Source organism: Microbacterium sp. MMO-10 (assembly GCF_037148715.1).
In the GTDB taxonomy this organism is placed as follows: Bacteria; Actinomycetota; Actinomycetes; order Actinomycetales; family Microbacteriaceae; genus Microbacterium.
The window spans coordinates 451,067-472,414 of sequence record NZ_JBBCSV010000001.1; the positions used below are offsets into that span (position 1 = coordinate 451,067).

A 21,348-nucleotide genomic window follows, 5' to 3' on the forward strand; every position below is an offset into this window, starting at 1 on the left:
TGGGGTTAAGCCCGTCCAGCTCGGACGGGAAGTCGTGGCTCGAATGCCTCGAGCGCGTCGAGCAGACGCTCGCGGTCTTTCGGGGTGCGGGTCTTGCGGGAACCGAGGTACTGCTCGACCGATGCTTCGGGGCCGATCTCGCCGCCCTTGAACACGGCCGCCGCGGTGCACATGCAGTTGTCATGCGCGGCGAAGATCGCGGTTGATTCCATGTAGACGGCCCCGCGATCAGCGAGAAACCGGCAGAATCGGCAAGCCCCCGCTGAGGTGATCCGCTTCCATCCGACGCATTTCGGATCCTGATCGGCACCGGCCCGGAAGGTGTCGCGTCCGCCGTCCAACCCCGTGCGCAGCGCGCGCCCGGTCGTGGCCCCGAACAGCAACCGCCTCACCTCTGCCGGCGGGACGCCCTGCGAGAGGAGCTTCTTCGCGGCGTACGGCCCCTTGAACGTCAGCGAGGCGCGGAGCTTCGCACCATCCATGCCCGGCAGGACGAACGACACATGATCGATCAGCCCCGCCGCGCTGCGCTGCGCCTCATAAGCCCGCTGTGCAAGCGACTGTGACGCCGCATAGTGTCCGGCGGTGATCTGCTCGGCGGCGAGCACCCATCCCGGACCGGTCGCATCGATCGCGTTCAGATCGAGCGCCGGGAACAGGGCCGCGAGGCGCAGCAGCGCCTCACGGTTCAGCTCCCTCTGCTCCCGGCGGTACTGATCATTGAGCGACATCGGCCTGAATCAGGCGGCCCATCTGCGCGAGCGGATCCGCGGCGCGCATCTCCGCCCACTTCTTCGCCTTGTCCGGCGTCACGCCAGGCACCATCTCCCACAGCCCCTGCTCGGGGATGTGAAGTTGCGTGGCGAGCTTGCCGTACGCGTCCGCAACCTGCGACAGCGAGCGGATCTCGCTGTTCACCCAGTCGATCTCCCCGGCGTAGTCGGTCCAAGCCTCAGCCAGCCCGTCCTGCATGCCGACGAGACGGAAGTGCTGCTTGTGGGCCTCGCCGAACGCGGTCTCGTAGTCGTGGATCTTCCGCTGCGTGGACGCTTCCTCCGCGGCCTGAGCCTCGGCACCGTCGGCGTTGTTCGACTGCGCTCCAAGCACCGTCTTCTGCGAGACCTGAGCCGTTGCCGCGAGATCCTGCTTCGAGTCCCGCCGCGCCTCGATGTACCCGTTCAGCGCGGTGCCCTCGAGGGTGCCGACCTTCGCTTCCGGGTTCTCGATCAGTAGTAGCCGGTCGCGCTCGAGCACCGTCTTGGCCCGCGCCGCATCCTCGTCGGTCTCCGGCTTCGCCATGCCGGTGATGTACCGGATGACCCACGATGCGAAGCTCTGCGTCAGCAGTCGATCGAAGTTCGTCTGATCGATGTTCGACTGGATCGGGATGAGGGGTTCCACCTCGCCCATGACCGAGCCTTCATCGTCGATGTCCCCGGCGTACCGGACCACTGGAAGGATCCCAGTGCCGTGCACCTGTTCCTCGATGTACTCAGCCTTCGACCCGTCCGGGTTGATCTGCATCCGGTGCAGCTTCTCGTCGTCAACGACCGTGAAGTGGAACTTGCTCCGCGATGCCACCTCGAGGAACCCAGCGTATTGAGGCCACTCATCGGCCTCGGGATCCTGGTACAGCGCGACCATGTTCCGGCCGCTGAAGATCCGCGTCTTGGGGACCGGATCACCAGGGAGCGACATCGCGAACGCCTGCCCGCCCCACAGCGCAGCCTTGTAGAGCCGCTTCTGCCGGGTCGCCATCTGGTTCCCGGTCCAGATCTGCCAGAGCCGGTCCTTCAGCCTCTCGACGCCAGGTGCGTACCCCTGAATCTCCATCGACTGCGACAGAATCCGGATGATCAGCATGATGAGCGGGACCGGCGCCTTCTCGAGCAGCGCATCCAGCTCCGGGTTCGCCTCCCGGGGCTTGAACGGCGCCACGTGCTTCCCGCGCGCCCAGTCGCGCAGCACGGTCTGCCGCTCGCGCTCCTGCATCATCAGCGGGATGAGCGAGTCCTGCGCCAGCTCAAGGGTTGCCCTCTTCGACATCACCACACCGTCCCTTGTGCTTGGCCGCGCTTCTTCGCGGAGTTGAGAATGAGCGTGCGCACCATGCGCGCACCGACCGCGCACACGGCGAGGTCGATCTTTCGGGGCGACTCGGGGCCGTCCTTCATGAGCGAGACGCCGTGTTGCGTCGGGAACCGTCGCGCGTTCTTGAGATGACGCACCAGCTCCGGGTTCCCGTCGTGCCAGAGGTCGCCGCCCTCGAGTTCTTCGACGAACAGTTCCGCAGCGGCGACGAACTTCGCGCCCTCGCCGTTCCGGTTCGACATGTCGAAGGACACGGCGTGCCGGTTCGACTGCGCCCACACGATCAGACGCGGCCCGAACTCGCGGTGCCACTCGTCGACCATCGGCTGCCAGAACCTGTCCAGCGTGCCGTCCTCGCGGGTATGCGACGGGTCCGCGAAGAACCCGAGCACCTTGTAATCCCGGAAGATCGACTTGACGAGCGCGTTCACGTCAGCGCGCGGTACGACCCAATCGAAGTTCTTCCGGCCGCGCTTCGGCGGTGACTGCCACAAGCCCATCGTGAACACGACACCATCGGCCAGCCGGCACGCAACGAGCGCGGTCGCGTCGTCGTTCTTCGAGCCGTCGAAGAACAGGGCGATCTCGTCGCCCCGCTGCAGGGTCGCGTCAGTACGCTGCGCATCGACAGCGAGGGGATCCAGCCACGCATCCTCAGACGCGACGATCTGGTTGTACCAGAACCGGCGCGACTGCGACGGCGCGATGCGCGGATCCTCAACCTGCTTCCGCAGGCGCTTGACGTTCAGCCACACCGAATCGCCACGCACCGACTCGAGCACTTCCACGATCACGTCAGGGTCGTTCTCGTCGACGAGCGGAGCCTCGGGGCCAGCCTCGAGCGAGTCGTACATGAGCCCGGACAGCAGGAACTCGTCGGGGCGAGCCTGAGCCTGCTCGAAAGCGAGGCGTGTCCGCTCGAGCACCGAGTCCATGCCGGGTTCGTACGCATTGGAGAGCTGCAGCAGGCGGCCATTCACGCCCTCGGCGGACTTCGCCGCGTTGCGAGACAGCGTCTCGTACATCGCGATGCCGTTGTTGTTCTCGCGCCAATGATGCGTCTCGTTCGCGAGGGTGAACGTCGGGCGTGCGCCCTCGAGCGGTGCCGGGTTCGACGTGAGCGCCTGCAGGAACCGCTCGTCGCCGAGCGCGTAGATCTGCTCCTTGCCGATCGCGAGCGCGTACTCGGCCTTCGCGTCGTCGGTGAACAGCCGCGGGAACAGGCGCATCGTGTTCTTCGTCTGCTCCTGCGTCACCGCGAGGATCTGCACCCACGCATTCGGCTGCTCGCGAGCACGCGCCTTGCCTCGGGAGATCCCATCGAACACCGGCAGCCCGACAAGCTCGTTGCCGCTGATCGCGGCACCCATCGGATCCTTGCCATGTCCCTTCAGGCGCTGCATCACGCCTTCACGGTCGAAGATGAACTCGCCGCGCTCGTCGACCGCGTACCACCAGAGCCAGAAACGGGCCTGCTCTGCCGTGAACTTCCACGGTTCGCCGCGGGTGAGCTGCAGCTTCTGCCCCGACCAGACCAGCGAATCCCAACCGATCGAATACTGCGGCAGGACGAACCGCCCCTTGGCGTCCGTCTCCCACGTCGGCCCGAGATAGGACGGCGGGTACTTGAACGCCGGCCGCTGATCCGGCTCGTTCAGCAGCTCCCGGTAATAGCGAAGGATCTCGGCTGAGTCATCGTGCTTCGCAACAACGCGCCTGCGTGCCACACGATCACCCCGCAATCGCTATCCGGAGCGGTTCCACCGTGCGTTCGCTGCCGCCTGCGCCTGCCGCGACCGCGGCGAAGCCGACTTCTCTTCCTCAGCATCCGGCAGCGCAAGCTGCTTGATGATCGAACCGAACGTCGCACGGTGCATCCGCAGCTCCTGCAGCAGCGGATGCGCGGTGTCCTGACCCATCGACCCGGCCACCACGAAACTGGCGCCGTCAAGCTCCTTCTCCAACAGCTCGATGATGTCGATTTCCCGGCACGCGCCCTCCAAAAGCAGCGCCTCGTGTGCCGAAAGGTCGTAGACCGCGACCGTTTCACGCCAGAACTTCCGAGCCTTCGCGCCCAGCTTCGGAGGAGCCGTTTTCGTTGCCACGACTGGCCTCCTCCCGGTTCATGCCTCACCCGGCATGGCCGAAAAACCGGCAAATCATGCATGCTGATGCCTGCTTGCTAGGCCCGTCGGTCTGGGTGCCTCATCCAAGGGGGTACCCCCCGGGGGTATGGTCAGCGGGAGGGGCGCCGGGCGCGGATCCCCGGGTGCTGCTCGGGTTGCCGCTTCCTCGCGGCCGTGTACTTCACGTATTGAGCAGCACGAGCCTCAGCCTGCGTCTTCTGCTTATGGTGCGTCGAGCACAGAGCTTGCAGGTCATCGTGGTTGTCACGGTGTGTGCGATGGTCAGCGTCAGTCGCAGGCTCGGAGCATCGTCGACCCGAACGTGAGCGATGCTCACAGATACCACCAGCACGACGGATGCACGCAGCTCTGCGCTTCACCCAGTCAGCCGGCAGCCCCTCCCTACGCCGGGAGGTATGCCATGCCATCAGCCCTGCCCCTGTGTCTGGGCCTCTGCTCCCGCCTCCGCCGCAGCCTTAGCCTCGAGGTCCGCAACGCGCTGCGTCCACTTCGCATGCCCTTTGTGCAGGCCACCGATCCGCGCGCCAAGATCCCTGCCACGAACGGAACGACGGCGCCGCTTCTCCCCCATGCTCTCCCACTCCCCGATCTGCGCCTTGAACTGCGCCAGGATCAGACGGGCCGTGGTGAGCTGCGTCAGGGTACTGCGCTCGGTCGGCACCTCTGCATTCACGAGTGCACAACCTCTCCGTCACGTGCGGCGAGTATCGCTGCGATATCGTCACGGAACCGCTCGTGTGCGCTCTCGCCGAGCACGCGGTGCGCATCATTGTCGATGAACACGACATCGGCCGACATCGATCGCATGCGGTTGCTTCGCGGCGTCACGAAGTCGATGCGCCCACCGAAGGGCAGGTCGATCCTCACGGCACCGCTCGCGCGGAACACCGTTGCCTGGATCCTGCGCTCTTCGATCTCCCTCGCGAACACATCGAGTGCTGCTCGCACCTCATGGTCGTCCCGTTCGATGACCACGAAGCGCCGAGCGCCCATGCCCTCAATCAGCATCATCGTCGCTGCGAACTTATTCATGAGTGCCCCCTCAGATACGACGAGAGCCCGACCACGTCGGCCGGGCTCTCGATCAGGTGTCAGACGCGGTACGGCGCGCAGTGGCTGTTCACGTGCCGCAGGATCGCATCCGCGTCGAGCGCGTAGAGGCCCGCGGCACCAGCGGTCGGGCCGGCGAGCACACGCTGCACGATCGGCAGCTCGTCCGTGTCGAGCGGGAACGTCAGCTTGACGTGCGCCTTCTCACCCTCCTGGACGATGGAGAACCCCGTGGAGTTCTTCACGTCGAAACGGCCGGCGGCGAGATCCTTCAGGTGCTGCCGGCGCTCCTCGCGACGCTTCACCCCAGCCTCGTCCATCGCCTTGCGGTGTGCACGCAGCTCATCTCGCTGGATTCGCCCCCACGCGCCCTCAGCGTCACGCCGCGCCGCGTCCCGCTGGGATGTCACCGTGGCGAGGCTTTCTCGCGCGACCTTCGCCTGCTTCTCCGCCGTGCTGCGCCCGAGTCGCGCCTCAGCAAGATCAGCCCGCAGTTCCTTCTTCGATACCATCATGTGCCCCTTCTGTTGGTGGATCAGTCGACGAACGGATGCGTCAGCTCGGCCTCGTCGTCACACACGCTCGTGCGATCGACGACCGACGCCGGAACATCCGTCCCCCAGAACTCCTCAAGCGCGTGCCTCTTCGCCACGCTCACCGGGTCGTGCATCATTGCCCCTCCCTCGGTTGAAGATGCGGGGCTACTTCTATCCCGCGGCCCAGGCTCGCGGCGGTCCCCTTCACGGGCGGGTAGCCCAACGCGGCGGACCAAAGCCCGCTCTCAGACGTTGAGGGGATGACGGGCGTCGAACCCGCACATCAGGATTGGAAATCCCGCGCTCTACCACCTGAGCTTCATCCCCGAGCGCGACGCCGCCGTTTCTACCAGTGGCCCTTCTGCGTCGCTCGTGGTGTCTCGCGCCACGACCTCGCGCCCTCCATTGCCCCGGCGTTGAGGGTTGCCGTCCGGTGATCAACCGGAAGATATGAGCGCAGCGCTTATGCTGCTTGCGGTTCCACGAACCGGATATCGAACACCCGCTTGTCGCGGACGCTGAACGTCGTGATCGACGGACGCGACCACTCGCCGGTCAGATTCTCGAACCACGATGAGCCCGGGTCGAACATCGAGCACGACACGATGCAGCGCCCACGAGACTCGCGGTAGCCCGGCTGGTGGAAGTGACCGTGAACCACGATCGTCGCGTCCCGCATCGGGGAACGCAGCGAAGCCGCCTGATTCGCGATCCACTGCGGCATGCGCTCGATCTGCTTCGCATGGTGTCCGTGAGTGAACGCCAGACGCGTGTCCGCAACGTCCACATACGTGATCACGTCATGCTGCGATGCCGGGAAGTGGAACGTCAGATCCAACTTCGTGCCCAGCAGCTCGAACGCATCCATCACCGTCCGCGCCACACCGAGACCATGATCGCCGTATCCGACCTTCCCGGCGGAGTTGCGCACCTCACCGTGATTCGACGGGACCGCCACGATATGCGTGCGGCCGGCGAGCGGCGCGAGCGTCAGAATCGTCTGCGTCAGCCTCCGCTGCCACTGGCGAATCTGCTCCGGGAAGTCCAGAAGGTTGGTCGCGATCTGGTTCGGCGCCGACGACGTGATGCCCTCCACGGGATCCCCGTTGTCGGCGATGATCAGCTCAGAGGGCCGGCGAACCTTCACCATCGCCGCAACCTGAGCGAGCGCTGACTCGAACAGGGCGTTCATCTCGTCGATCGTGTCGGCGTCGGGACCGTCCTTGCCCATCTGCCCGTCAGCGAGACAGACGACCATCGGCAACCCCTGCGCGTGCGGTGCCTTCAGCGGCCGAACGGGCTTGATCATCGACGCCAGTTCGCGCGCGATGTCGGACTCTTCGCCCTCTGCGGGGATCGGCTCGAACGTGAACAGGAAGCTGTAGGTATCTTCCTTGTCGTGGTGCGTCTTCGTCCACTGCGACACCTTGCCGACGATCCGGAACGCATCCGGGTCGAGCCCGGCGAGCGTCAGCAGCTCCCGATAGTCCGTGACCATCTGACGCACTGGCCCGGTCGATGCCGTGCCGCCCGTCTCGTCGAACTCCGCATGCTTGCGGTACCTCGCCGGAGGCTCGGGCAGGGGCGACTCGCTCAGCACGTCGGCGAGCGTCACTGTGTGGTCACCTTGCGCCGGTAATCACGCATCGCCGACTCTCCGATCTCCAACCCTTCAGGCTTCAGGGTCCGGGCGAGCGCCGCCGACGACCACTCAGGATTCTTCACCGCGGCGTCGAACGCCTTCCGGTCGGAGTCGTCCAGCCCGTCCCGCCAGATCTCAACCCGAGATCGGTAGCCAGACTTCGCGCTCGGCGGCGACTTCAGAACATCCTTCAGCGCCATGCGGCACCTCCTCACGAGAACCCCGCCAGCCCATGCGCCAGTCGGTCACGAGATCGCGTCGCCGGTTTCAGGCAACGACCCGGCACGCTGACTCGCAGTCCGTGCTCATGGTCGCCGCGTTACTCGCGGTCAGTCCGATGCAATGCGCGCCTATAGTGAGGGCGATCGGCGGCGGGGAAGAATTGAAGCGGCGGGACGGGGGCAACGCCCCGCCGCGGCGCACGAAAAAAGACCCCGAACCACCTCGTGGTCTTCGGAGTCTTATCGCGCTTGCGCTAGCTTAACACAGATTCAGGACAGTTGGTGACACTTGATCCGCGGCCGTCACTGCGCGCCGATCGATTCCGCATCGGACTTGTTCTCCTCGACCGGGAGCCGGCGGTTTCGGTAAACCGCTTCGATCCACCCGCCCGGCTCCTGCGCGAGGTAGTGGCGCGCGTCCTCCAGTGATGTCGAAGACGCCCAGAAGTCCCCGTTGGCGTCGAGCACCCAGTAGTCGTCGGGTTCGCCCTGCTCGGCCAGGACGGAAGCCATCCAGCGGTCGAACTCACGGATTCGCTCTCGGGGGCGGGCTTCCATGTCCATCCGGCCGCCCAGGGGCGTGTCGACCCGATGTGCATCGATCCAGGCGGCGCGCACTTCCTCGGTCGTCGGGGTGTAGTCGGTCATCGTCCCTCCCGTCCTGGGCTCCGTTGACTTGTGACACCCGCACGCGCACGACGGCACGAAACAGGCACCCGCGTTCGGGACATTGCACATCATGATGTGACCGCTCATGGTTCATCGCTTCCTCCCACTGCGGCGATCCCCACCGCGATTCGATCGCGCCTGGCGTTCAGCCTCGAGCAGATCCGACTCGCGAACCCGACCGAGCATGAACGTCAGCCACCCTTTCGCTTCCCAACGGCGGATCGTGCGCACATCACGCCCCACACGATCCGCCGCCCCCTGCCTGTCGTAGATCGCCAACCAGTCACACCCCCGCTCGCACGCGCCGCCCCCACCCGTCGCGCACCTCTGTGCTGCGGATCATGACAGCGCCCGGCTCGGGACCGGCCAGCACCTCGAAGCGATACCCGGTCGCGATCCTCACGGGGCGCGCGAACGGTATCTCGTAGACGCGCACATGGCGCGCATCGGTCTTCGCGCGGTTACGCCACCCGCGCACCTTCATGCGGGGGAAGTGCACCGGGGTGCGTCGCCTCATCGGCGGGCGCGCTTGGAGAACCGGAGCAACGCCCACCAACGGATCCGCTCCCACCGCGACGGGCGCGGCATCACCGCCGGAGCCCGCGTCGGCTGCGGGTGCTTCACGTCCGGATCCGCCGGCCGCATCCGCCACTGCGTCGAGTCGCCCTCCTCGGTCAGATCGATCAGCGTCTCCGCCGTCGAGTCGACGAGATCTTCGCCGACCGTCTGCACCTGGTTCCACTCACGCTCGCCTGTGCGAGCCTCAATCACGTACATCTGCATGCTTGCCCTCCAACTTGTCGATGACGTCTTGCAGGTAGTCCGGCCGGAACCCCGTCCACGCGGACACCTCGAGCCCGAGCGACGGATCCACGACCACGATCGGCGCGCCGAGGAAGCCTGTTGCCTTCGCCTCGGCCATGTGCTCCGGATCCCGCACGTCCTTCTCTTCGAAGTCGACGCCCGCCTTCTCGAGCGTTCGCTTCGTCCCGATGCAACCGCCGCACCCCGGTTTCGTGTAGACCGTGATGCGGGCCGTCACACGGCCCCCGCCTGCGCCTCGGCGCGCTCGATCTCCCATGCGAGGTACTGAGCCGCCTTCCGCAGATCCTCGACCTCAGACCCCTTGTGCGGCGCGCGCATCACGTACTTGATCACGTTCCCCCGCAAGAACGACTCATGCCGGGTGATCTGAATCACCTCAACGCCCGAAGGATGCGAGGTGTAATGCGCGGGATGCTCCACGGCATCGGCCTTCGGCTTGGCGAAAGCCTCCGCCTCGTCGAGCCGCATCGCCGCCTCGACACGCTCCCAATGATCGGGCTTCATCCACTCCGCCTTCTCCCCGTGCCAGCGGTAGCCGTCACGGTCGAGCGACCCTTCGTCGATTCCGCCCGGGTCGTACCCCAGCACTCGAAGCAGCTTGACCGTCTCCGGATACTCAACCCTCGGAATCCGCGCCATCAGCAAGGCACCTCCTCGCGGCGCACGTGATTCAGCGCCATAGTCAGCGCCGCATGCCATGTGAGGAAGCAATAGGTCCGCCGGCCGAGCTTCAGATGCCAGCAGCCTTCTTTGTGCTGCCTGATCGTTGGTTTCCGCATCATGCTGCCTTCCCTTCCCTTCGGCTGAAGCACTCAGCCCAGAACCCGTCATCATCCGCGGGCGCCAGCCACCCGCACTTCACGCACTCGTACCGCGTCTCGTCGCCGGGCAGCTCCGGCGGCGTCACCTTCACGGCGCGCAGACCGCACGCCGGCACCGGGCACGGCTGCGCAGCCCACCACGGCTCCTCGCGCAGCGACCACCGCTCGAACACCGTCCGCAGCGTCCACTCGTCCCGCGACGCCGGCCGCCCGATCACCGCATCCGCGAGAGGCACGATCTCCTCCCGCTTCGACAGGTCGCCAAGCCCGGCCAAGATCTCGGCAACGGCCGCGGACGCGAAGTCGTGCAGCACAGCCACGCCCGCCGACACGGGAACCTGCATGCTCCCGTGAGGCATCCGCCCCTGCACGACCTCCTGCGACGACCACAGCAACGTCACGATGTAGTCGGCGGCGTCCAACAACTCAACCGGCACCGGGGGCGGCGCGTGCGTGCGCGCCCCTCCCCCGCCCGGCTCCTTGTCGTAGACCGTCGCCCGAAGCGGATCGATCTGCGCCCGGATGTGCGCCAGCATGTCCGGCACACCCTCGAGCAGACCCTTCGTGCGGGCGAAGCACCGACCACAGATCAGCGAATCGCCCACCGCCTCACGGGGTCGGCATCCTCGGCACTCGTCCGTGACCCCCTGGTTGTAGGCAGGGCACACAGCGAAGTGCTCGCCGCGCTGCTTGCACCCTCGTGCGCACGGAGCGCCGCTCAGAACGGCCCCTCGTCCCATGCGCCCGGCGTCGCCCACGCATCCTCGGCAGGCGGGGGCGTCTCGCGGGCCGCCCCGCCCGCCGCGCGAGTCACCGCTGCCGTTGCGTAGCGGAGCGACGGGCCGATCTCGTCGACCTCGAGTTCGATCGCCGTGCGGTTCTGGCCCTCGCGATCCTGATAGGACCGCTGACGCAGGCGGCCAGACGCTATCACGCGCATGCCTTTCGCCAGCGAGCCCGCGACGTGCTCTGCGTATTCGCGCCACACTGACGCGCGCAGGAACAGCGCGTCGCCGTCCTTCCATTCGTTCGCCTGACGATCGAACGACCGCGGCGTGCTCGCGATCGTGAAGTTCGCGACCGGAAGCCCGCTCTGCGTGTAGCGCAGCTCGGGATCCGCCGTCAGATTTCCTACTACCGTGATGACCGTTTCGCCTGCCATCAGCTCTCCTTACGTGTTGCATCCCAGCCCACCTGAAATGCGAGCCGAGACATCCTCGTTGCGGCCAAGCGCGCATCTCGCACCGCATCCTTCAGTTCATGGTTGCTACTGAACGGCCGCCGCGCGAGCAGAACCCCGTAGGGGTCGCCACCCTGCGCCGCCAGAAGATCGAGCGCACCTTCCATCCCGAACGCCGCAACGAACTTCGCTGACCACCCCTCCGGGGATCGCTCGTTCTCGCGGGTCAGCCACTCCCGATTTCGGTCGCGCTCGCTCACTCCGGACTCCGGTTCGTGCGGTCTGTGATCTCAGCCGTCAGAGTCTGGTGGCACCATGTGCAGCGCAGGTAGACCAGGTCCGGCGTGCCAGCGAATGCCGGATTGAACCCGAGCACGAGCCAGCGGTGTCCGCGCTTCTCGCAACGCGTCAGAAGGCTCATCGGTCGCCCTCCTCGTGACGAATCGTGCGGTCTGCGCCGTGGTCGATGACGCGCGTCGTCACGCCAAGCATCAAGCGCGCCTTCAGCAGAGCTACCCAGCGCTGCCTATGCGTGGAGGAATACCACCAGTTCCCAGACGCTCCTCGCCACTGAACCTCGTAACGGTTCGTTCCGCCGTAGATGATGGTCATCGCTCCTCCAGCCCGTTCGTGCGATCTGCGCTGAGATTGAATATCTCCGGCTCCGGCGTGGGCGCAGGCTGGGGCGGCTCCCGGTGAGACACAAGCTCCTCCCAGAACCGCGGATCGCGACCGAATCCGCGCTCCTCCATGCAGTCCACGCAAACTTCGATGGTGATCTTGGGGCAATTCTCGAAGTCGTTCATGTCGGCCTCGTCGGAGTGATCGCACTCACCCTCGACGCAGTTCTCGCCAAGGGCGTCAGTGATCGTGATCCGCTCCTCGTGCTCAGCCATTGCTCTGCTCCTCACTCCGGATCGTGCGATCTGTGCGTAGCTCCGCCTCGCCCGCTCGCAGCACGGCGAGCATCACGGGTCCGTCCAGGAAGCGCCCGCAGTCGAAGCACTGCAAGCGACTGAACCTCGGCGTGTGGTTGATCTCGTCTCCGTAGATGCCGCGCAGGGACGAGTGCGGACACCGCTTCCGATCACGCCTGCGCATCGCCGCTCCCATCCGTGCGATCCGTGTGGCATCGGCATCCGCAGCTCCACTCCTCGCGGAGGTGGTCGTCAGAGCGGTCGGGGCAACCACAGTCCCGGCACCCGGTCTTTCGATCCGCGGCACAGTCGCCCTTGCCGTTGTGCGGGGCCATCGGGTCGTATCCACACGCTGGACAGTCCAGCGGATCGGGCCCCACCGTGCGATTCGGCGTCGTCTGGTTCGTCCGGCTCGTCTCGAAAACGGGGGCGGGCATTGTCGGCCCGTTCGGACCAATCGTGCGATCCGTGACCGCCTCACAGACGTCCCGATGCTCGCGCCAGAGCTTCCGTGCCTGCTGCGGCGTGCGGCCGATGCACTCCTCGCCGCAGTCCTCGCACTCACAGATCCAGTCGTCGACGTTCCCGAACGGCATCAGCTCTTCTCCTCGTGACGAATCGTGCGATCTGGTGCTTCCTCGAAGCCAATCGTGCGATCCGGGACCGCTCCGCATCGGCACTCACACTCGCCGTCGTGACCCTTCACGTGGTGGCAGATGTGGCGACCGTGAAGGCTGACCGAGCGGGGGCAATGCCCCGCGGTCGCCCAGTAGGCATAGCACCCCCTCATCGCTCGCACCGCTCCGGTGAGGTTGCGGCGCATCGCGGGCACCGCTGCTCCGAGGCCGAGCGCCACCAGATCAGACCGCACTCGCAGTGCTCCCGTTTCCAATGCGTCATGCTCCCGGCTCCCATCCCTTCGCGAGATCGTTCATCTGCTGGTAGTGCCCCGACCACGCGAGGCGCACATCCCCCGTCGTGCCGTGCCGGTTCTTCGCAACGATCACACCGACCTCACCGCGCATGTCGTCGTCGCGGTCATCGCGCCACAGCAGTAGCACCACGTCGGCGTCCTGCTCGAGGTCGCCCGACTCGCGAAGATCCGCGATCGACGGACGCTTATCCATCCGCTCTTCCGACTTGCGGTTGAGCTGAGACAACACCACCACCGGGATATGGAACTCCTTCGCAATGAGCTTCATCGCACGGGAGAACTCGCCCACCACCTGTTGCCGCGACTTCGACGGATCCGACCCCTGCAGCAACTGCACGTAGTCGACGACCAGACAGCCGACCTCCTGCCGGCGCGACACCGACCGCACATGACCGCGGATCGTCGCCACCGTCGCCGCCGCGTTGTCCGCAACCGCGATCGGCAGCTTCATGATCTGCTCTCGCGCTGCCTGCACCCGCAGCATGTCATCGTCCTCGAGCGCGTTGTTCACCAACCGCGACATGTGCACGGATCCGAGCTGCGCGATCAGCCGCTTCTGCAGCTCACCCTCGGACATCTCGAGCGACACGAACGCCGCTGCCTTGCCGGTGCGCGCTACCTCGACGGCCAGGTTCAAGCCCAGCGCTGTCTTGCCTGTCGCCGGCCGCGCGCCGACCACGTACACCGCGCCCGGCCGCAGCCCACCGATCAGCGCATTGACATCCCGCCAAGGCGTCGGCACCAGTTCGGGCTTCTCTGCCAGCGAGGCAATCACCTCGTCAATGGTGGCGGCCACCAGATGAGCATCGACCGTGCCGGCCACGATGCCATCCAGCACGCCTCGAGCGCTCTCCACCAGATCATCGGTTGGGATCCCCGTCTTAGCGGCGAGCATCCGCACCACGTCCGCAGCCTCCGCGAGCCGGCGACGCACCGCGCACTCCGCGACGATCTGCGCATAGTGGCCGCCGTTCACGGCCGTTGGCGTGAGCGACGTCAGCTCGAACAGGTAGTGCTCGCCCTGGTGGATCCGGACGCCCTGCGCGCGCAGCTCGTCACCGACGAGCACCGGATCAGTACCAGCCCCGCGGATCGCGAGACGGCGAATCGCATCCGCGATCTCGAAGTGCCCCGGATCGTGAAAGTCCTTCGGAGGCGCGATGTCCAGCACGTCCCAGGCGCGGCGATGATCGAGCATCGCCGCGCCGAGCGCCGACTGCTCAGCGCTTTTGTCCCAGATCACAGCACCCCCTCGAACAGGGTCTGCTGCGCCAAGCGCCCCGCGATCTTCTCGCAGTACTCCTCGCTCACTTCAACGCCGATAGCCCGACGCCCCAGGTTGCGGGCCGCGACCAAGGTCGAACCCGACCCGGAGAACGGGTCACCAACCACGCCGTCAGTCATCGCAATGAGCCGCTCGAGAACGTCCACGGGTTTCGCGTGCGGGTGGCCGTATCGAGTGGCGAGCCCGCGCGGCCCGGCCACCAAGGCGCCCGTGGTGAGCGCAGACGATGAGCCGCCGACACCGACCGGCCAGGGACCAACGAGGTAGATCATCTCGATGTCGCGTCGGAACCCGGCGTGCGCTCCCTTGATTCCTGCGTCCAGCGGTTTGACGTAGGCGAGCGCCTGCACCGCCCCCCCTGGCTGCTGAATCAGCGGGTCGCCGAACACGACTGCGGGCCGCTTGCGGCCCCACAGCCCCAGCGCGGCATCGCGCACCTGAGTGTCCTTGTCATTCGCGATGCCGCCGTGCGCCTTGCTTCCGCGCCCGCGACCCTCCGCGTTCGTCATCCCCGAGCCCGATTTCCAGTCGCGACCGTAGGGCGGATCCGTCACCAGGACATCGGCCGCGGTCCAGTCGGTCACCTCGAGGGAGTCGCCGTGATAGAGCGTCACGTAATCGTCTTCGTAGTACGGCGTCACGCCTGCACTCCGCGGCGTTTGATTCTCTCCAACCACTCTCGATCGCCCTTCCGCGCCTCGTACTCTTCGATAGTCACGCCGTGCTCACGGCACCAACGCGCCCGCGGATCCTCACCGACTGGTGCCGACTGCGCGCGCGGCTTCCAGCCCTTCTCGACGTTCTGCTTGTGCGTCCGGCGGATCCAGCCCCGCCATGCCGCCAGCCAATCCGCCCGCGCCTCGCCCTTCGACAGCGCCCAATCGACGAACTGCGCCGTCTCGAACTCGATGTTCACGGACGGTGCAGCGAGCTGAGCCCGCTCCGCTTCGCCCTCCGGCGGCAGCCAGTCCTCGGGAATCTTTCGCAGCGGTGCGGCCTGCGCCGGCTTGCGCTTCGCCGGGGCGCGCAGATTCCGCACGCCCTCATGACGCAACCGCACCACCTCGTCGGCCTGCTTCACCTCGAGCCACCGCGGCGCGATCACCCCCTCCGGGACGATCAACAGCACCGCCAACTCGCCGAACCGGTACGTGTGCTCCGCCCGGCTCACTCGTCATCCTCGAATCGGATCGAGCTGCGCGCTGCCCGCATCTGCTCGCGGTTGTACTTCTCGTGCCGCAGGCGCGCCGTGCCACAGTCTCGGCAAGGCACTCCGGGCGGGGCGCCATCGGGATGCCGGTGACAGAAGGGGTCCGGGGGACCGTCTTCGCGATCCGTTCGAGCATTGCCCCCCTCGTCCTCCCACTCCCTCTCGCCCTCTCGCCCTCTCTCCCTCTCCCCCGCCACGAACGAATCGCGAACGGATCGCGAGGGCGGCGAAGGGAATCGCGAGTCCTGGGGACGGTCGACCTTCGGCCAGTCGCGGAGAGCGAAGAACGTCTCGCCGTGAGCGTCGTACACGACAATCGCGCCCGCCTCGTCGAGCAACAGCAGGTGCTCGTCGATCGTCGACTCCGACATGTCCTGATCGAGCGGGTACAGGCGTGCCAGCATCAGACGCTGATTCACCTTCTCCCGCCCGTGATCGTCTGCGTACAGTCGCAGCCCGATCTCGGTCAGCCGCACAGCCGGAGGCAGGCTCAGCATCTCGTCGCGGCTGAACCCGTCCGGCGTCACGACCCTTCGGCGCGTCATCGCCATATAGGTGCTCCCATCGGGCAATGCCCCGGTAGATCGTCTTCAGCGCGCGCAGCACTTGATCGGCTGCGACACGGAAGCATTCGGTGAAACCGCGGCCCCGCGGCAGGATGTGCTCGCTGTCACGGTCGCGGGTGAACGCGCGCTCGAACGTCGCGTCCAACTCCGCCAGCGCCGCGCGCTCATCGATCGGGTTCCGGTCGCGCATCATCAGCACGACCTGACCGCCCGTCTCGGTCATCTCACGCCATCGGCGGTCCTGCTTCGTCCGCCCCACCTTGAGGACGCCGTGCTGCGGCCAGTACACCGCGTAAATCGTGGTCGTCTTGCCGCGCACGGCGCCCTCCCTTCAGGTCAGCTCAGAACGCGACGACCTTCCCGCCGCGGAGCGTGTACCAGGTGTCCGCCTGGATCGTCTTGCCATCGACGATGACCGCCTCAGCGGCGAGGATCGTCCAGTCCTCGGCGCGCTCCGTCAGGAACAGGGCCGTACCGAGCACGCCCCGAGCGCGGCCGGCGTAGCCCGAGGCCAGCGCGACCGTCTTGTCCCCGCTTGCCGTCGCGGCACCGGAGTACCCGCTCGCCGTCGCGGCACCGGAGTACCCGCTCGCCGTCGCGGCACCGTTCTCCGTGTCGGCGGATGCGAGCCCGTTCGACTTGCGCGACGTGCCGCCCTTCGAGGGAGGCTTGTCCCCGCGGCGCTTCATCCGCTCACGGTTCAGGTGGATCAGTTCCGGTGCCATTGCCCCTGGCCCCTTCATGGTTGCGGGGCCGGTGTTCCCGTCCCCTCGTCGTTGAGAAGCACCCACCCGTACAGGGCGTGACGGATCGGCCACGCCTTCGGGGATGCGTGGCTCGGGACGATGAACCCGAGCCGTGTCGCCTCGGCCGGGTTCGCATGCGCCCAGCCGTGGCAGCCGGTCGTCCCTGATCCGCAGAGCAGGACGCCATTCGAGACTTCATCGCCGCCCCCTCGAGAGCGGAGCTTGCGGTGATGCCGGGATCCGTTGTTCCAGATCTCGACACCACACCGGGCGCACGCCTGCATCTCCCGCTCATCGATCAAGCGGTTCCGATCAGCGAGCGCACGCCCGGTCAGGCGGAGCGGCTTTACCAGGCGAGGAACCGGCCGCGTCGGCGGTCGGCGAGCAACGAGACCTCCCAGTCGGCGAGCGCGGCGAGGCGCTTGCTGTTGCGCTCACGGTCCGTTCGCCACAACCGGATGCCGCTGCGCTCCGTGAGGAACCAGACCAGCACGAACCGCTTGCGTCTCACGCCGTCACCCCCGCTAGTATGCGCCCCCGCTCCCGCTCCGACTTCCCGGGGCGCTCGACGATCTTCGCGAGCTTGTCGAACCCGGGCATCGCGTCGTGCAGCGCCTGCCGTTCGGCGGCCTCTGCGCGCTTCTGATCCTTCGTCTTCATCCTTGCTCCCTGCTCGCTGCATCGGCAGCGCGTTGTTCCTTCTCGCGGATGAGGCGCGAAAAGATCGGCGCCTCGTCCACGTACATGACCCGGTAGAAGACCGGCACCATGATGTCGATCGGCTCGAGCCCGAACGGTTCGAGCACGTCGGCCAGTGCGTCGGTGTCCGGCGAGATCAGATCGACGATCGCCCGCTGAACCTCCGGCGGAAGCACCTCCGTCACCTCCTCGCCACCGATCCGCAGCGGGATGCGACTCACGGCGACCTCCGATGCGCGGCGGCTGCGAGCGGCTGCAAGCCCTTGTTGGTGTTTTGCAGCCCTATGTGCTTGCTTGACAGGGCCCGCGCGATCCGGCGCGCGTGGTCGACGATCACCGTCAAGCGCGCCACCTCGGACACCTCCACCGCGGCTTCCGCCTCAGCGAGCCGGTTCACCATCGTCTGAGTACGGCCCTTCAGCTCGTACTTCGCCGACAGCACCGACAGTCGGGCATTCAGCACGCGCTTCGCCTCGTCGAGATCCGTCGCGAGCTGCGCCTGGAAGTCCGCCAGATCGAACCCGAGCGCTTCGATCTCTCGCAGCTCCTGATCGATCTCCGGCGGCGTGTCCGGGTTCGTCAGCCGATGACGCTCAGCCCGGGCCCGGAGGTCCGCCCACGCCACAGCAGCAGGACGGACCTCCCCCGTGTTCGAATCCGTGATCACCGCTTGCCCCGGCGGCGTCGGTTGCCGGAGCCCTGCGGCGAGCGCTCAGGAAGCGATGCCCCGAGCTTCGCCAGCTCGGCGACTTTCGCGGGGTTCGGCGCCGCCGGCTTCGCGACGTTCGACAGCTCGATCTGACGATCTGTGAACGCCTGCAGCAGAGCAGACCCGGGCGGGATGACGCCAGCCTTGCGTGCCTCGTCGAACAGCCCCAGCAGTAGCTGCGCCGATGCGGCGTTCACCTCAGTGAACCAGTCGCGCCCCGGAACCGTGGCGGTGCGCGGCTCCGTGTCCGCGAAGGTCTGCACGCTGATCTGCTGCGCGACTGGCGCGAGGGACGCGAGGATGTCGGCGAACACGACCCGGTAGGCATGGCGCTCAGCCTCGCCGCCGAAGACTGCCATCGGCTTCTGCGCGCGGATCGCATCCCATTCGGGATCCGTGTCCATCTGCTCGGCGTACTCGTCCCACGCGATGACGACCTCGCGGGGCTTCTGCCCCTTGCGGGTCACGGTCACCTTTGCGAACTCGGGATGCCCATCGGCGCCGTAAGTCGCCTTCGAGAAGAACGGCTCCCACTGCTCGCCGACCTCGGCCAGGAACAGCGGCCCCTCGATGCCCTCGAGCTGGCCGGACTCCTGCACCGCGGCCCGGGCGACCGCTACCGGAATGCTCTGGTAGTCGTCGCTCACGCCGCCCCCACCGTCTGCCGATCGATGGCGACGGCTAGCGCTTCGGTCGCCGTCTTCGCCTGGTGTACGGCGCGCATGAACTTGCCCATGCTGACGCGGAACTTGACCGTCACCGCACGAACCGGCGGCAGCAGCCGCGCGAAGCGGTCGTTGAACTCGTGCGCGTTCATCTCGTAGAGCGAGTCCGGGTCGTGCGCGTAACGGAACTGGACCGTCTTGCGGTTGCGGCGCGGGTCCGACACGATCGTGCCGACCGAATCGGTGCCGTGCGGGATGAACTGCTGCCCGCGGCGCTCCGGGATCAGGCGCTTCGGAGGCCGGTTCACCGGAGCCTCCCGCAGAAAGATGTTCGGCTCGAGCCGATCGAACTTGAACGGTGCCTTGCTCACGCTGCGGCCTCCTTCTCGAATGCGGACAGGGCGCGCTCGATGCGCGCGCGGGACCGGAGCTGCTGCCGCGCGCTCCGTCGTTCGGCCTGCTGCCGGCGGCGACGTGCCGCACGGTTCTCAGGCGCGGGGGCGGTCACCTTGTCGATGCGTTCGGTCAGGGCGTTCATGCGGCTTCCTGCTCTTCCTTCGGAGGCGCGATCGTCAACGACGTGCGCACGGTGGGCTTTCTGAAATCGGGATCCTTCTGCGCGTTCTTCAGCACGGCGTCGGCGGCCCGGACCATCTCTGCGGACTCCGGGTCAGTCGAGAGGAACGCGGCCTTGTCGAACGACGTCGACTCGGTGACCGTGTACCGAATCGATCCGCCCGGCAGCGTCTTGTTCACCTCTTCGCCGCCGCGGTCGCACCAGTCGCGGATGCGCGCCTCGGCCGCCCTGCCGGCGTTGACCAGCTCGACCGCTTCGACGATCTCGAGCGGAAGGCCCGACGCCTCGTCCGTCGTCGGGCATCCTGCGTCCACCCATGCCAGGTAGGCGTTCGCGCCGTCGATCATCCGCTGCAGCTCGTGCGGATCCGGCTCGACCTCGACCGCCTGGGGTTCGATCGCGAGCGGCACGCCGTTCTCGTCAACCTGCCACCAGACGACTGCCGACCAGGAGGCACCCATCACGTACCGCTGCCAGAGCACATCGCGGATGATCTTGCGAGGAAGGCCCGCCGACCAGTCCTCGACCGTCGTCTTCAGCTCGACGACCAGCCATTCGCCCTCGTCCTCAAGGGCGCAGTCGGGCGTCGCGGCGTGCATCGGCTGATCCGGGTGCGCGTACAGGATCTGCGACTTCGGGATCCCGTACTTCGCGAGCACCCACGCTTCCATCTGCGGTTCGAGACGATGCCCGCGCCGGGTCGCCTCGTTCCCCTTGAAGTCCTGCGGTTCGTGGATCCGCTGGAACGTCGAGATCGACGGGTTCGTGAGCTGTGTTGCGCGGGTCTTCGTGACCCGGCGTGCCCTTTCCCGGTGCCAGTTCTTCTCGTCGTCAGACGACACGAGCGCGATCGGCATGCTGCCCCTTCCGCTTGGAGACCCACGCCCATGCGCAGATCAGAATCAGGCCCGTCCACGCAATGGCGGCGAACGGGAAGTCCCACGCGATAGCTGCGATCGCGAAGAGGAAGTAGACGAACGACAGGGCCGTGAGGGCCGAGATCATGTGCTTCATGACGCCTCCGCCCGGGATGCCCACCACGTCTGAATGCGGGCGTCTCGTGTCAGATGGGCGCACTTGTCGCTCTTCAGCCATTCGACGGCCTGTGCCGTCTTGCGCACGAGATCCGCGTCCTTCAGCCCCTTGCCGACGAGGAATGTCGTCACGTCGAAGTCCTTCGGGATGTCGACGACGTTCGGGTGCGCGGCGGGTGCCGCGGGCGGCTTCTGCGGTCCGCCGATCTCCGACAGCAACTTGTCGCCGAGCGCGGACGCGATCTCGGCCCGCTTCTCCTCGGACAGATGGGGCGCGATCATGTCGAACGCGCGAGCCCGGTCCAGGATCGCGGCGCTCATGCCGCTGCCCCCCTGTATCGCGGCGCCTGCCGCATCGTGCGATCGACGATCCGGCGGCTCCTCTCGGCTGCCTCGATCCGATCGGTATGCGCGATCCACGCCTCGACCGTCATCCCGGCCTTCGCTGCAGCGCGGGCCATGGCATCACGCATCGGATCAGAGTGCTGCGCCATCATCGGCGCGAGATTCGTGGGCACGGCCACGCTCCCTTCGTTCTTTGCGAGATCTGTCGTCACGCGCTCAGCGGAGCCGCCCCATGCCGCCGGGCGGTCGTCGATGAGCACCCGGCATCCAGGACACCGCCACGTAGAGCAGTCGGTGTATCGCTGCACCACGGTCACGTTCGCGGCGTTGTGTACGTGACCGCACCACTTGCACCGCATCAAGTAGGTCGTGGACACGGCCACGCCTCCGTTCGTCGTCGGATTGGTTGCAGCGCCTGCAGTGCGCCAGTGCACGGGCGGGGAGTCGAACCCCACCTACGACCATCCGTGCGCCTTGAA

Annotated in this window: 36 protein-coding genes and 1 tRNA gene; all 37 read right to left on the bottom strand. The window is 66.8% G+C overall.

Going from position 1 to position 21,348, the window contains the following annotated elements; genetic code table 11:
- Positions 1–5: 5 nt before the first annotated feature.
- On the bottom strand, positions 6–731 hold the full coding sequence (locus WFJ17_RS02030; RefSeq protein ID WP_336647533.1) for a VG15 protein: 726 nt from the start codon (positions 729–731) through the stop codon (positions 6–8).
- A complete protein-coding gene (locus WFJ17_RS02035) occupies positions 718–2,046 on the bottom strand; it encodes a phage portal protein (RefSeq protein WP_336647534.1) in 1,329 nt (442 codons plus the stop codon). The genes WFJ17_RS02030 and WFJ17_RS02035 overlap by 14 nt, the downstream gene beginning before the upstream one ends.
- The gene (locus tag WFJ17_RS02040) at positions 2,046–3,818 is read right to left on the bottom strand and encodes a terminase (protein ID WP_336647535.1); all 1,773 of its coding nucleotides are present in this window, start codon (positions 3,816–3,818) and stop codon (positions 2,046–2,048) included. The genes WFJ17_RS02035 and WFJ17_RS02040 overlap by 1 nt, the downstream gene beginning before the upstream one ends.
- A gap of 18 nt (positions 3,819–3,836) precedes the next feature.
- Positions 3,837–4,196, bottom strand: coding sequence for a hypothetical protein (locus WFJ17_RS02045; RefSeq protein ID WP_336647536.1), 360 nt, complete (start codon positions 4,194–4,196; stop codon positions 3,837–3,839).
- 448 nt (positions 4,197–4,644) lie between these two features.
- Entirely contained in the window at positions 4,645–4,911 is a 267-nt protein-coding gene (locus WFJ17_RS02050) for a hypothetical protein (protein ID WP_336647537.1), read from the bottom strand.
- Entirely contained in the window at positions 4,908–5,270 is a 363-nt protein-coding gene (locus tag WFJ17_RS02055; protein ID WP_336647538.1) for a hypothetical protein, read from the bottom strand. Before WFJ17_RS02055 ends, WFJ17_RS02050 begins: the two co-directional genes overlap by 4 nt.
- Before the next feature lie 59 nt (positions 5,271–5,329).
- Positions 5,330–5,803 carry a hypothetical protein gene (locus WFJ17_RS02060; protein WP_336647539.1) on the bottom strand — a complete coding sequence of 158 codons (474 nt, stop codon included), beginning with the start codon at positions 5,801–5,803 and terminating at the stop codon, positions 5,330–5,332.
- 20 nt (positions 5,804–5,823) lie between these two features.
- Positions 5,824–5,961, bottom strand: a complete 138-nt coding sequence (locus WFJ17_RS02065; protein ID WP_336647540.1) for a hypothetical protein — start codon at positions 5,959–5,961, stop codon at positions 5,824–5,826.
- A 118-nt stretch (positions 5,962–6,079) separates the two neighbouring features.
- Positions 6,080–6,151, bottom strand: a tRNA-Gly gene (locus WFJ17_RS02070).
- A 136-nt stretch (positions 6,152–6,287) separates the two neighbouring features.
- Entirely contained in the window at positions 6,288–7,439 is a 1,152-nt protein-coding gene (locus tag WFJ17_RS02075; RefSeq protein WP_336647541.1) for a hypothetical protein, read from the bottom strand.
- Positions 7,436–7,666, bottom strand: coding sequence for a hypothetical protein (locus WFJ17_RS02080; RefSeq protein ID WP_336647542.1), 231 nt, complete (start codon positions 7,664–7,666; stop codon positions 7,436–7,438). Before WFJ17_RS02080 ends, WFJ17_RS02075 begins: the two co-directional genes overlap by 4 nt.
- 324 nt (positions 7,667–7,990) lie before the next feature.
- Positions 7,991–8,335, bottom strand: a complete 345-nt coding sequence (locus WFJ17_RS02085; RefSeq protein WP_336647543.1) for a hypothetical protein — start codon at positions 8,333–8,335, stop codon at positions 7,991–7,993.
- Positions 8,336–8,639: 304 nt separating this feature from the next.
- Complete coding sequence (locus tag WFJ17_RS02090; RefSeq protein WP_336647544.1) at positions 8,640–8,840, bottom strand: hypothetical protein; 201 nt, start codon at positions 8,838–8,840, stop codon at positions 8,640–8,642.
- Between the two features lie 29 nt (positions 8,841–8,869).
- On the bottom strand, positions 8,870–9,133 hold the full coding sequence (locus WFJ17_RS02095) for a hypothetical protein (protein WP_336647545.1): 264 nt from the start codon (positions 9,131–9,133) through the stop codon (positions 8,870–8,872).
- The gene (locus tag WFJ17_RS02100) at positions 9,120–9,398 is read right to left on the bottom strand and encodes a glutaredoxin domain-containing protein (protein ID WP_336647546.1); all 279 of its coding nucleotides are present in this window, start codon (positions 9,396–9,398) and stop codon (positions 9,120–9,122) included. The genes WFJ17_RS02095 and WFJ17_RS02100 overlap by 14 nt, the downstream gene beginning before the upstream one ends.
- A complete protein-coding gene (locus WFJ17_RS02105) occupies positions 9,395–9,820 on the bottom strand; it encodes a DUF3310 domain-containing protein (protein ID WP_336647785.1) in 426 nt (141 codons plus the stop codon). Before WFJ17_RS02105 ends, WFJ17_RS02100 begins: the two co-directional genes overlap by 4 nt.
- Before the next feature lie 139 nt (positions 9,821–9,959).
- Positions 9,960–10,607 (bottom strand): hypothetical protein, encoded by a 648-nt coding sequence (locus tag WFJ17_RS02110; protein ID WP_336647547.1) that lies wholly within the window; start codon positions 10,605–10,607, stop codon positions 9,960–9,962.
- Positions 10,608–10,720: 113 nt separating this feature from the next.
- Positions 10,721–11,164 (bottom strand): single-stranded DNA-binding protein, encoded by a 444-nt coding sequence (locus WFJ17_RS02115; protein WP_336647548.1) that lies wholly within the window; start codon positions 11,162–11,164, stop codon positions 10,721–10,723.
- Positions 11,164–11,442, bottom strand: a complete 279-nt coding sequence (locus tag WFJ17_RS02120) for a hypothetical protein (RefSeq protein WP_336647549.1) — start codon at positions 11,440–11,442, stop codon at positions 11,164–11,166. Before WFJ17_RS02120 ends, WFJ17_RS02115 begins: the two co-directional genes overlap by 1 nt.
- Positions 11,443–11,599: 157 nt before the next feature.
- The gene (locus WFJ17_RS02125) at positions 11,600–11,794 is read right to left on the bottom strand and encodes a hypothetical protein (protein ID WP_336647550.1); all 195 of its coding nucleotides are present in this window, start codon (positions 11,792–11,794) and stop codon (positions 11,600–11,602) included.
- Positions 11,791–12,078, bottom strand: coding sequence for a hypothetical protein (locus WFJ17_RS02130; protein ID WP_336647551.1), 288 nt, complete (start codon positions 12,076–12,078; stop codon positions 11,791–11,793). Before WFJ17_RS02130 ends, WFJ17_RS02125 begins: the two co-directional genes overlap by 4 nt.
- A gap of 917 nt (positions 12,079–12,995) precedes the next feature.
- A complete protein-coding gene (locus tag WFJ17_RS02135; protein ID WP_336647552.1) occupies positions 12,996–14,276 on the bottom strand; it encodes a replicative DNA helicase in 1,281 nt (426 codons plus the stop codon).
- Positions 14,273–14,959, bottom strand: coding sequence for a site-specific DNA-methyltransferase (locus WFJ17_RS02140; RefSeq protein WP_336647553.1), 687 nt, complete (start codon positions 14,957–14,959; stop codon positions 14,273–14,275). Before WFJ17_RS02140 ends, WFJ17_RS02135 begins: the two co-directional genes overlap by 4 nt.
- Positions 14,956–15,489: a hypothetical protein gene (locus WFJ17_RS02145; RefSeq protein ID WP_336647554.1), complete on the bottom strand. Its 534-nt coding sequence runs from the start codon at positions 15,487–15,489 to the stop codon at positions 14,956–14,958. The genes WFJ17_RS02140 and WFJ17_RS02145 overlap by 4 nt, the downstream gene beginning before the upstream one ends.
- The gene (locus tag WFJ17_RS02150) at positions 15,486–16,079 is read right to left on the bottom strand and encodes a hypothetical protein (RefSeq protein WP_336647555.1); all 594 of its coding nucleotides are present in this window, start codon (positions 16,077–16,079) and stop codon (positions 15,486–15,488) included. Before WFJ17_RS02150 ends, WFJ17_RS02145 begins: the two co-directional genes overlap by 4 nt.
- 356 nt (positions 16,080–16,435) lie before the next feature.
- The gene (locus WFJ17_RS02155; protein WP_336647556.1) at positions 16,436–16,819 is read right to left on the bottom strand and encodes a hypothetical protein; all 384 of its coding nucleotides are present in this window, start codon (positions 16,817–16,819) and stop codon (positions 16,436–16,438) included.
- A gap of 367 nt (positions 16,820–17,186) precedes the next feature.
- Positions 17,187–17,351 carry a hypothetical protein gene (locus WFJ17_RS02160; protein WP_336647557.1) on the bottom strand — a complete coding sequence of 55 codons (165 nt, stop codon included), beginning with the start codon at positions 17,349–17,351 and terminating at the stop codon, positions 17,187–17,189.
- Positions 17,348–17,500, bottom strand: a complete 153-nt coding sequence (locus tag WFJ17_RS02165) for a hypothetical protein (protein ID WP_336647558.1) — start codon at positions 17,498–17,500, stop codon at positions 17,348–17,350. Before WFJ17_RS02165 ends, WFJ17_RS02160 begins: the two co-directional genes overlap by 4 nt.
- Positions 17,497–17,760: a hypothetical protein gene (locus WFJ17_RS02170; protein ID WP_336647559.1), complete on the bottom strand. Its 264-nt coding sequence runs from the start codon at positions 17,758–17,760 to the stop codon at positions 17,497–17,499. Before WFJ17_RS02170 ends, WFJ17_RS02165 begins: the two co-directional genes overlap by 4 nt.
- On the bottom strand, positions 17,757–18,206 hold the full coding sequence (locus tag WFJ17_RS02175; protein WP_336647560.1) for a hypothetical protein: 450 nt from the start codon (positions 18,204–18,206) through the stop codon (positions 17,757–17,759). Before WFJ17_RS02175 ends, WFJ17_RS02170 begins: the two co-directional genes overlap by 4 nt.
- Positions 18,203–18,895 (bottom strand): hypothetical protein, encoded by a 693-nt coding sequence (locus WFJ17_RS02180; RefSeq protein WP_336647561.1) that lies wholly within the window; start codon positions 18,893–18,895, stop codon positions 18,203–18,205. The genes WFJ17_RS02175 and WFJ17_RS02180 overlap by 4 nt, the downstream gene beginning before the upstream one ends.
- Entirely contained in the window at positions 18,892–19,284 is a 393-nt protein-coding gene (locus WFJ17_RS02185; protein WP_336647562.1) for a hypothetical protein, read from the bottom strand. The genes WFJ17_RS02180 and WFJ17_RS02185 overlap by 4 nt, the downstream gene beginning before the upstream one ends.
- Entirely contained in the window at positions 19,281–19,451 is a 171-nt protein-coding gene (locus WFJ17_RS02190; RefSeq protein ID WP_336647563.1) for a hypothetical protein, read from the bottom strand. The genes WFJ17_RS02185 and WFJ17_RS02190 overlap by 4 nt, the downstream gene beginning before the upstream one ends.
- Positions 19,448–20,347, bottom strand: coding sequence for a hypothetical protein (locus tag WFJ17_RS02195; protein ID WP_336647564.1), 900 nt, complete (start codon positions 20,345–20,347; stop codon positions 19,448–19,450). The genes WFJ17_RS02190 and WFJ17_RS02195 overlap by 4 nt, the downstream gene beginning before the upstream one ends.
- Entirely contained in the window at positions 20,322–20,504 is a 183-nt protein-coding gene (locus WFJ17_RS02200) for a hypothetical protein (RefSeq protein ID WP_336647565.1), read from the bottom strand. The genes WFJ17_RS02195 and WFJ17_RS02200 overlap by 26 nt, the downstream gene beginning before the upstream one ends.
- Positions 20,501–20,845: a hypothetical protein gene (locus tag WFJ17_RS02205; RefSeq protein WP_336647566.1), complete on the bottom strand. Its 345-nt coding sequence runs from the start codon at positions 20,843–20,845 to the stop codon at positions 20,501–20,503. Before WFJ17_RS02205 ends, WFJ17_RS02200 begins: the two co-directional genes overlap by 4 nt.
- On the bottom strand, positions 20,842–21,129 hold the full coding sequence (locus WFJ17_RS02210; RefSeq protein WP_336647567.1) for a hypothetical protein: 288 nt from the start codon (positions 21,127–21,129) through the stop codon (positions 20,842–20,844). The genes WFJ17_RS02205 and WFJ17_RS02210 overlap by 4 nt, the downstream gene beginning before the upstream one ends.
- Positions 21,130–21,348 lie beyond the last annotated feature (219 nt).

Bases quoted from the DNA above. Each gene is read 5' to 3' on its own strand.
- WFJ17_RS02030 (WP_336647533.1), bottom strand. From the start codon at position 731: ATGTCGCTCAATGATCAGTACCGCCGGGAGCAGAGGGAGCTGAACCGT.
- WFJ17_RS02035 (WP_336647534.1), bottom strand. From the start codon at position 2,046: ATGTCGAAGAGGGCAACCCTTGAGCTGGCGCAGGACTCGCTCATCCCG.
- WFJ17_RS02055 (WP_336647538.1), bottom strand. From the start codon at position 5,270: ATGAATAAGTTCGCAGCGACGATGATGCTGATTGAGGGCATGGGCGCT.
- WFJ17_RS02060 (WP_336647539.1), bottom strand. From the start codon at position 5,803: ATGATGGTATCGAAGAAGGAACTGCGGGCTGATCTTGCTGAGGCGCGA.
- WFJ17_RS02065 (WP_336647540.1), bottom strand. From the start codon at position 5,961: ATGATGCACGACCCGGTGAGCGTGGCGAAGAGGCACGCGCTTGAGGAG.
- WFJ17_RS02080 (WP_336647542.1), bottom strand. From the start codon at position 7,666: ATGGCGCTGAAGGATGTTCTGAAGTCGCCGCCGAGCGCGAAGTCTGGC.
- WFJ17_RS02085 (WP_336647543.1), bottom strand. From the start codon at position 8,335: ATGACCGACTACACCCCGACGACCGAGGAAGTGCGCGCCGCCTGGATC.
- WFJ17_RS02090 (WP_336647544.1), bottom strand. From the start codon at position 8,840: ATGAAGGTGCGCGGGTGGCGTAACCGCGCGAAGACCGATGCGCGCCAT.
- WFJ17_RS02095 (WP_336647545.1), bottom strand. From the start codon at position 9,133: ATGTACGTGATTGAGGCTCGCACAGGCGAGCGTGAGTGGAACCAGGTG.
- WFJ17_RS02105 (WP_336647785.1), bottom strand. From the start codon at position 9,820: ATGGCGCGGATTCCGAGGGTTGAGTATCCGGAGACGGTCAAGCTGCTT.
- WFJ17_RS02115 (WP_336647548.1), bottom strand. From the start codon at position 11,164: ATGGCAGGCGAAACGGTCATCACGGTAGTAGGAAATCTGACGGCGGAT.
- WFJ17_RS02125 (WP_336647550.1), bottom strand. From the start codon at position 11,794: ATGACCATCATCTACGGCGGAACGAACCGTTACGAGGTTCAGTGGCGA.
- WFJ17_RS02130 (WP_336647551.1), bottom strand. From the start codon at position 12,078: ATGGCTGAGCACGAGGAGCGGATCACGATCACTGACGCCCTTGGCGAG.
- WFJ17_RS02150 (WP_336647555.1), bottom strand. From the start codon at position 16,079: ATGGCGATGACGCGCCGAAGGGTCGTGACGCCGGACGGGTTCAGCCGC.
- WFJ17_RS02155 (WP_336647556.1), bottom strand. From the start codon at position 16,819: ATGGCACCGGAACTGATCCACCTGAACCGTGAGCGGATGAAGCGCCGC.
- WFJ17_RS02165 (WP_336647558.1), bottom strand. From the start codon at position 17,500: ATGAAGACGAAGGATCAGAAGCGCGCAGAGGCCGCCGAACGGCAGGCG.
- WFJ17_RS02190 (WP_336647563.1), bottom strand. From the start codon at position 19,451: ATGAACGCCCTGACCGAACGCATCGACAAGGTGACCGCCCCCGCGCCT.
- WFJ17_RS02195 (WP_336647564.1), bottom strand. From the start codon at position 20,347: ATGCCGATCGCGCTCGTGTCGTCTGACGACGAGAAGAACTGGCACCGG.
- WFJ17_RS02200 (WP_336647565.1), bottom strand. From the start codon at position 20,504: ATGAAGCACATGATCTCGGCCCTCACGGCCCTGTCGTTCGTCTACTTC.
- WFJ17_RS02205 (WP_336647566.1), bottom strand. From the start codon at position 20,845: ATGAGCGCCGCGATCCTGGACCGGGCTCGCGCGTTCGACATGATCGCG.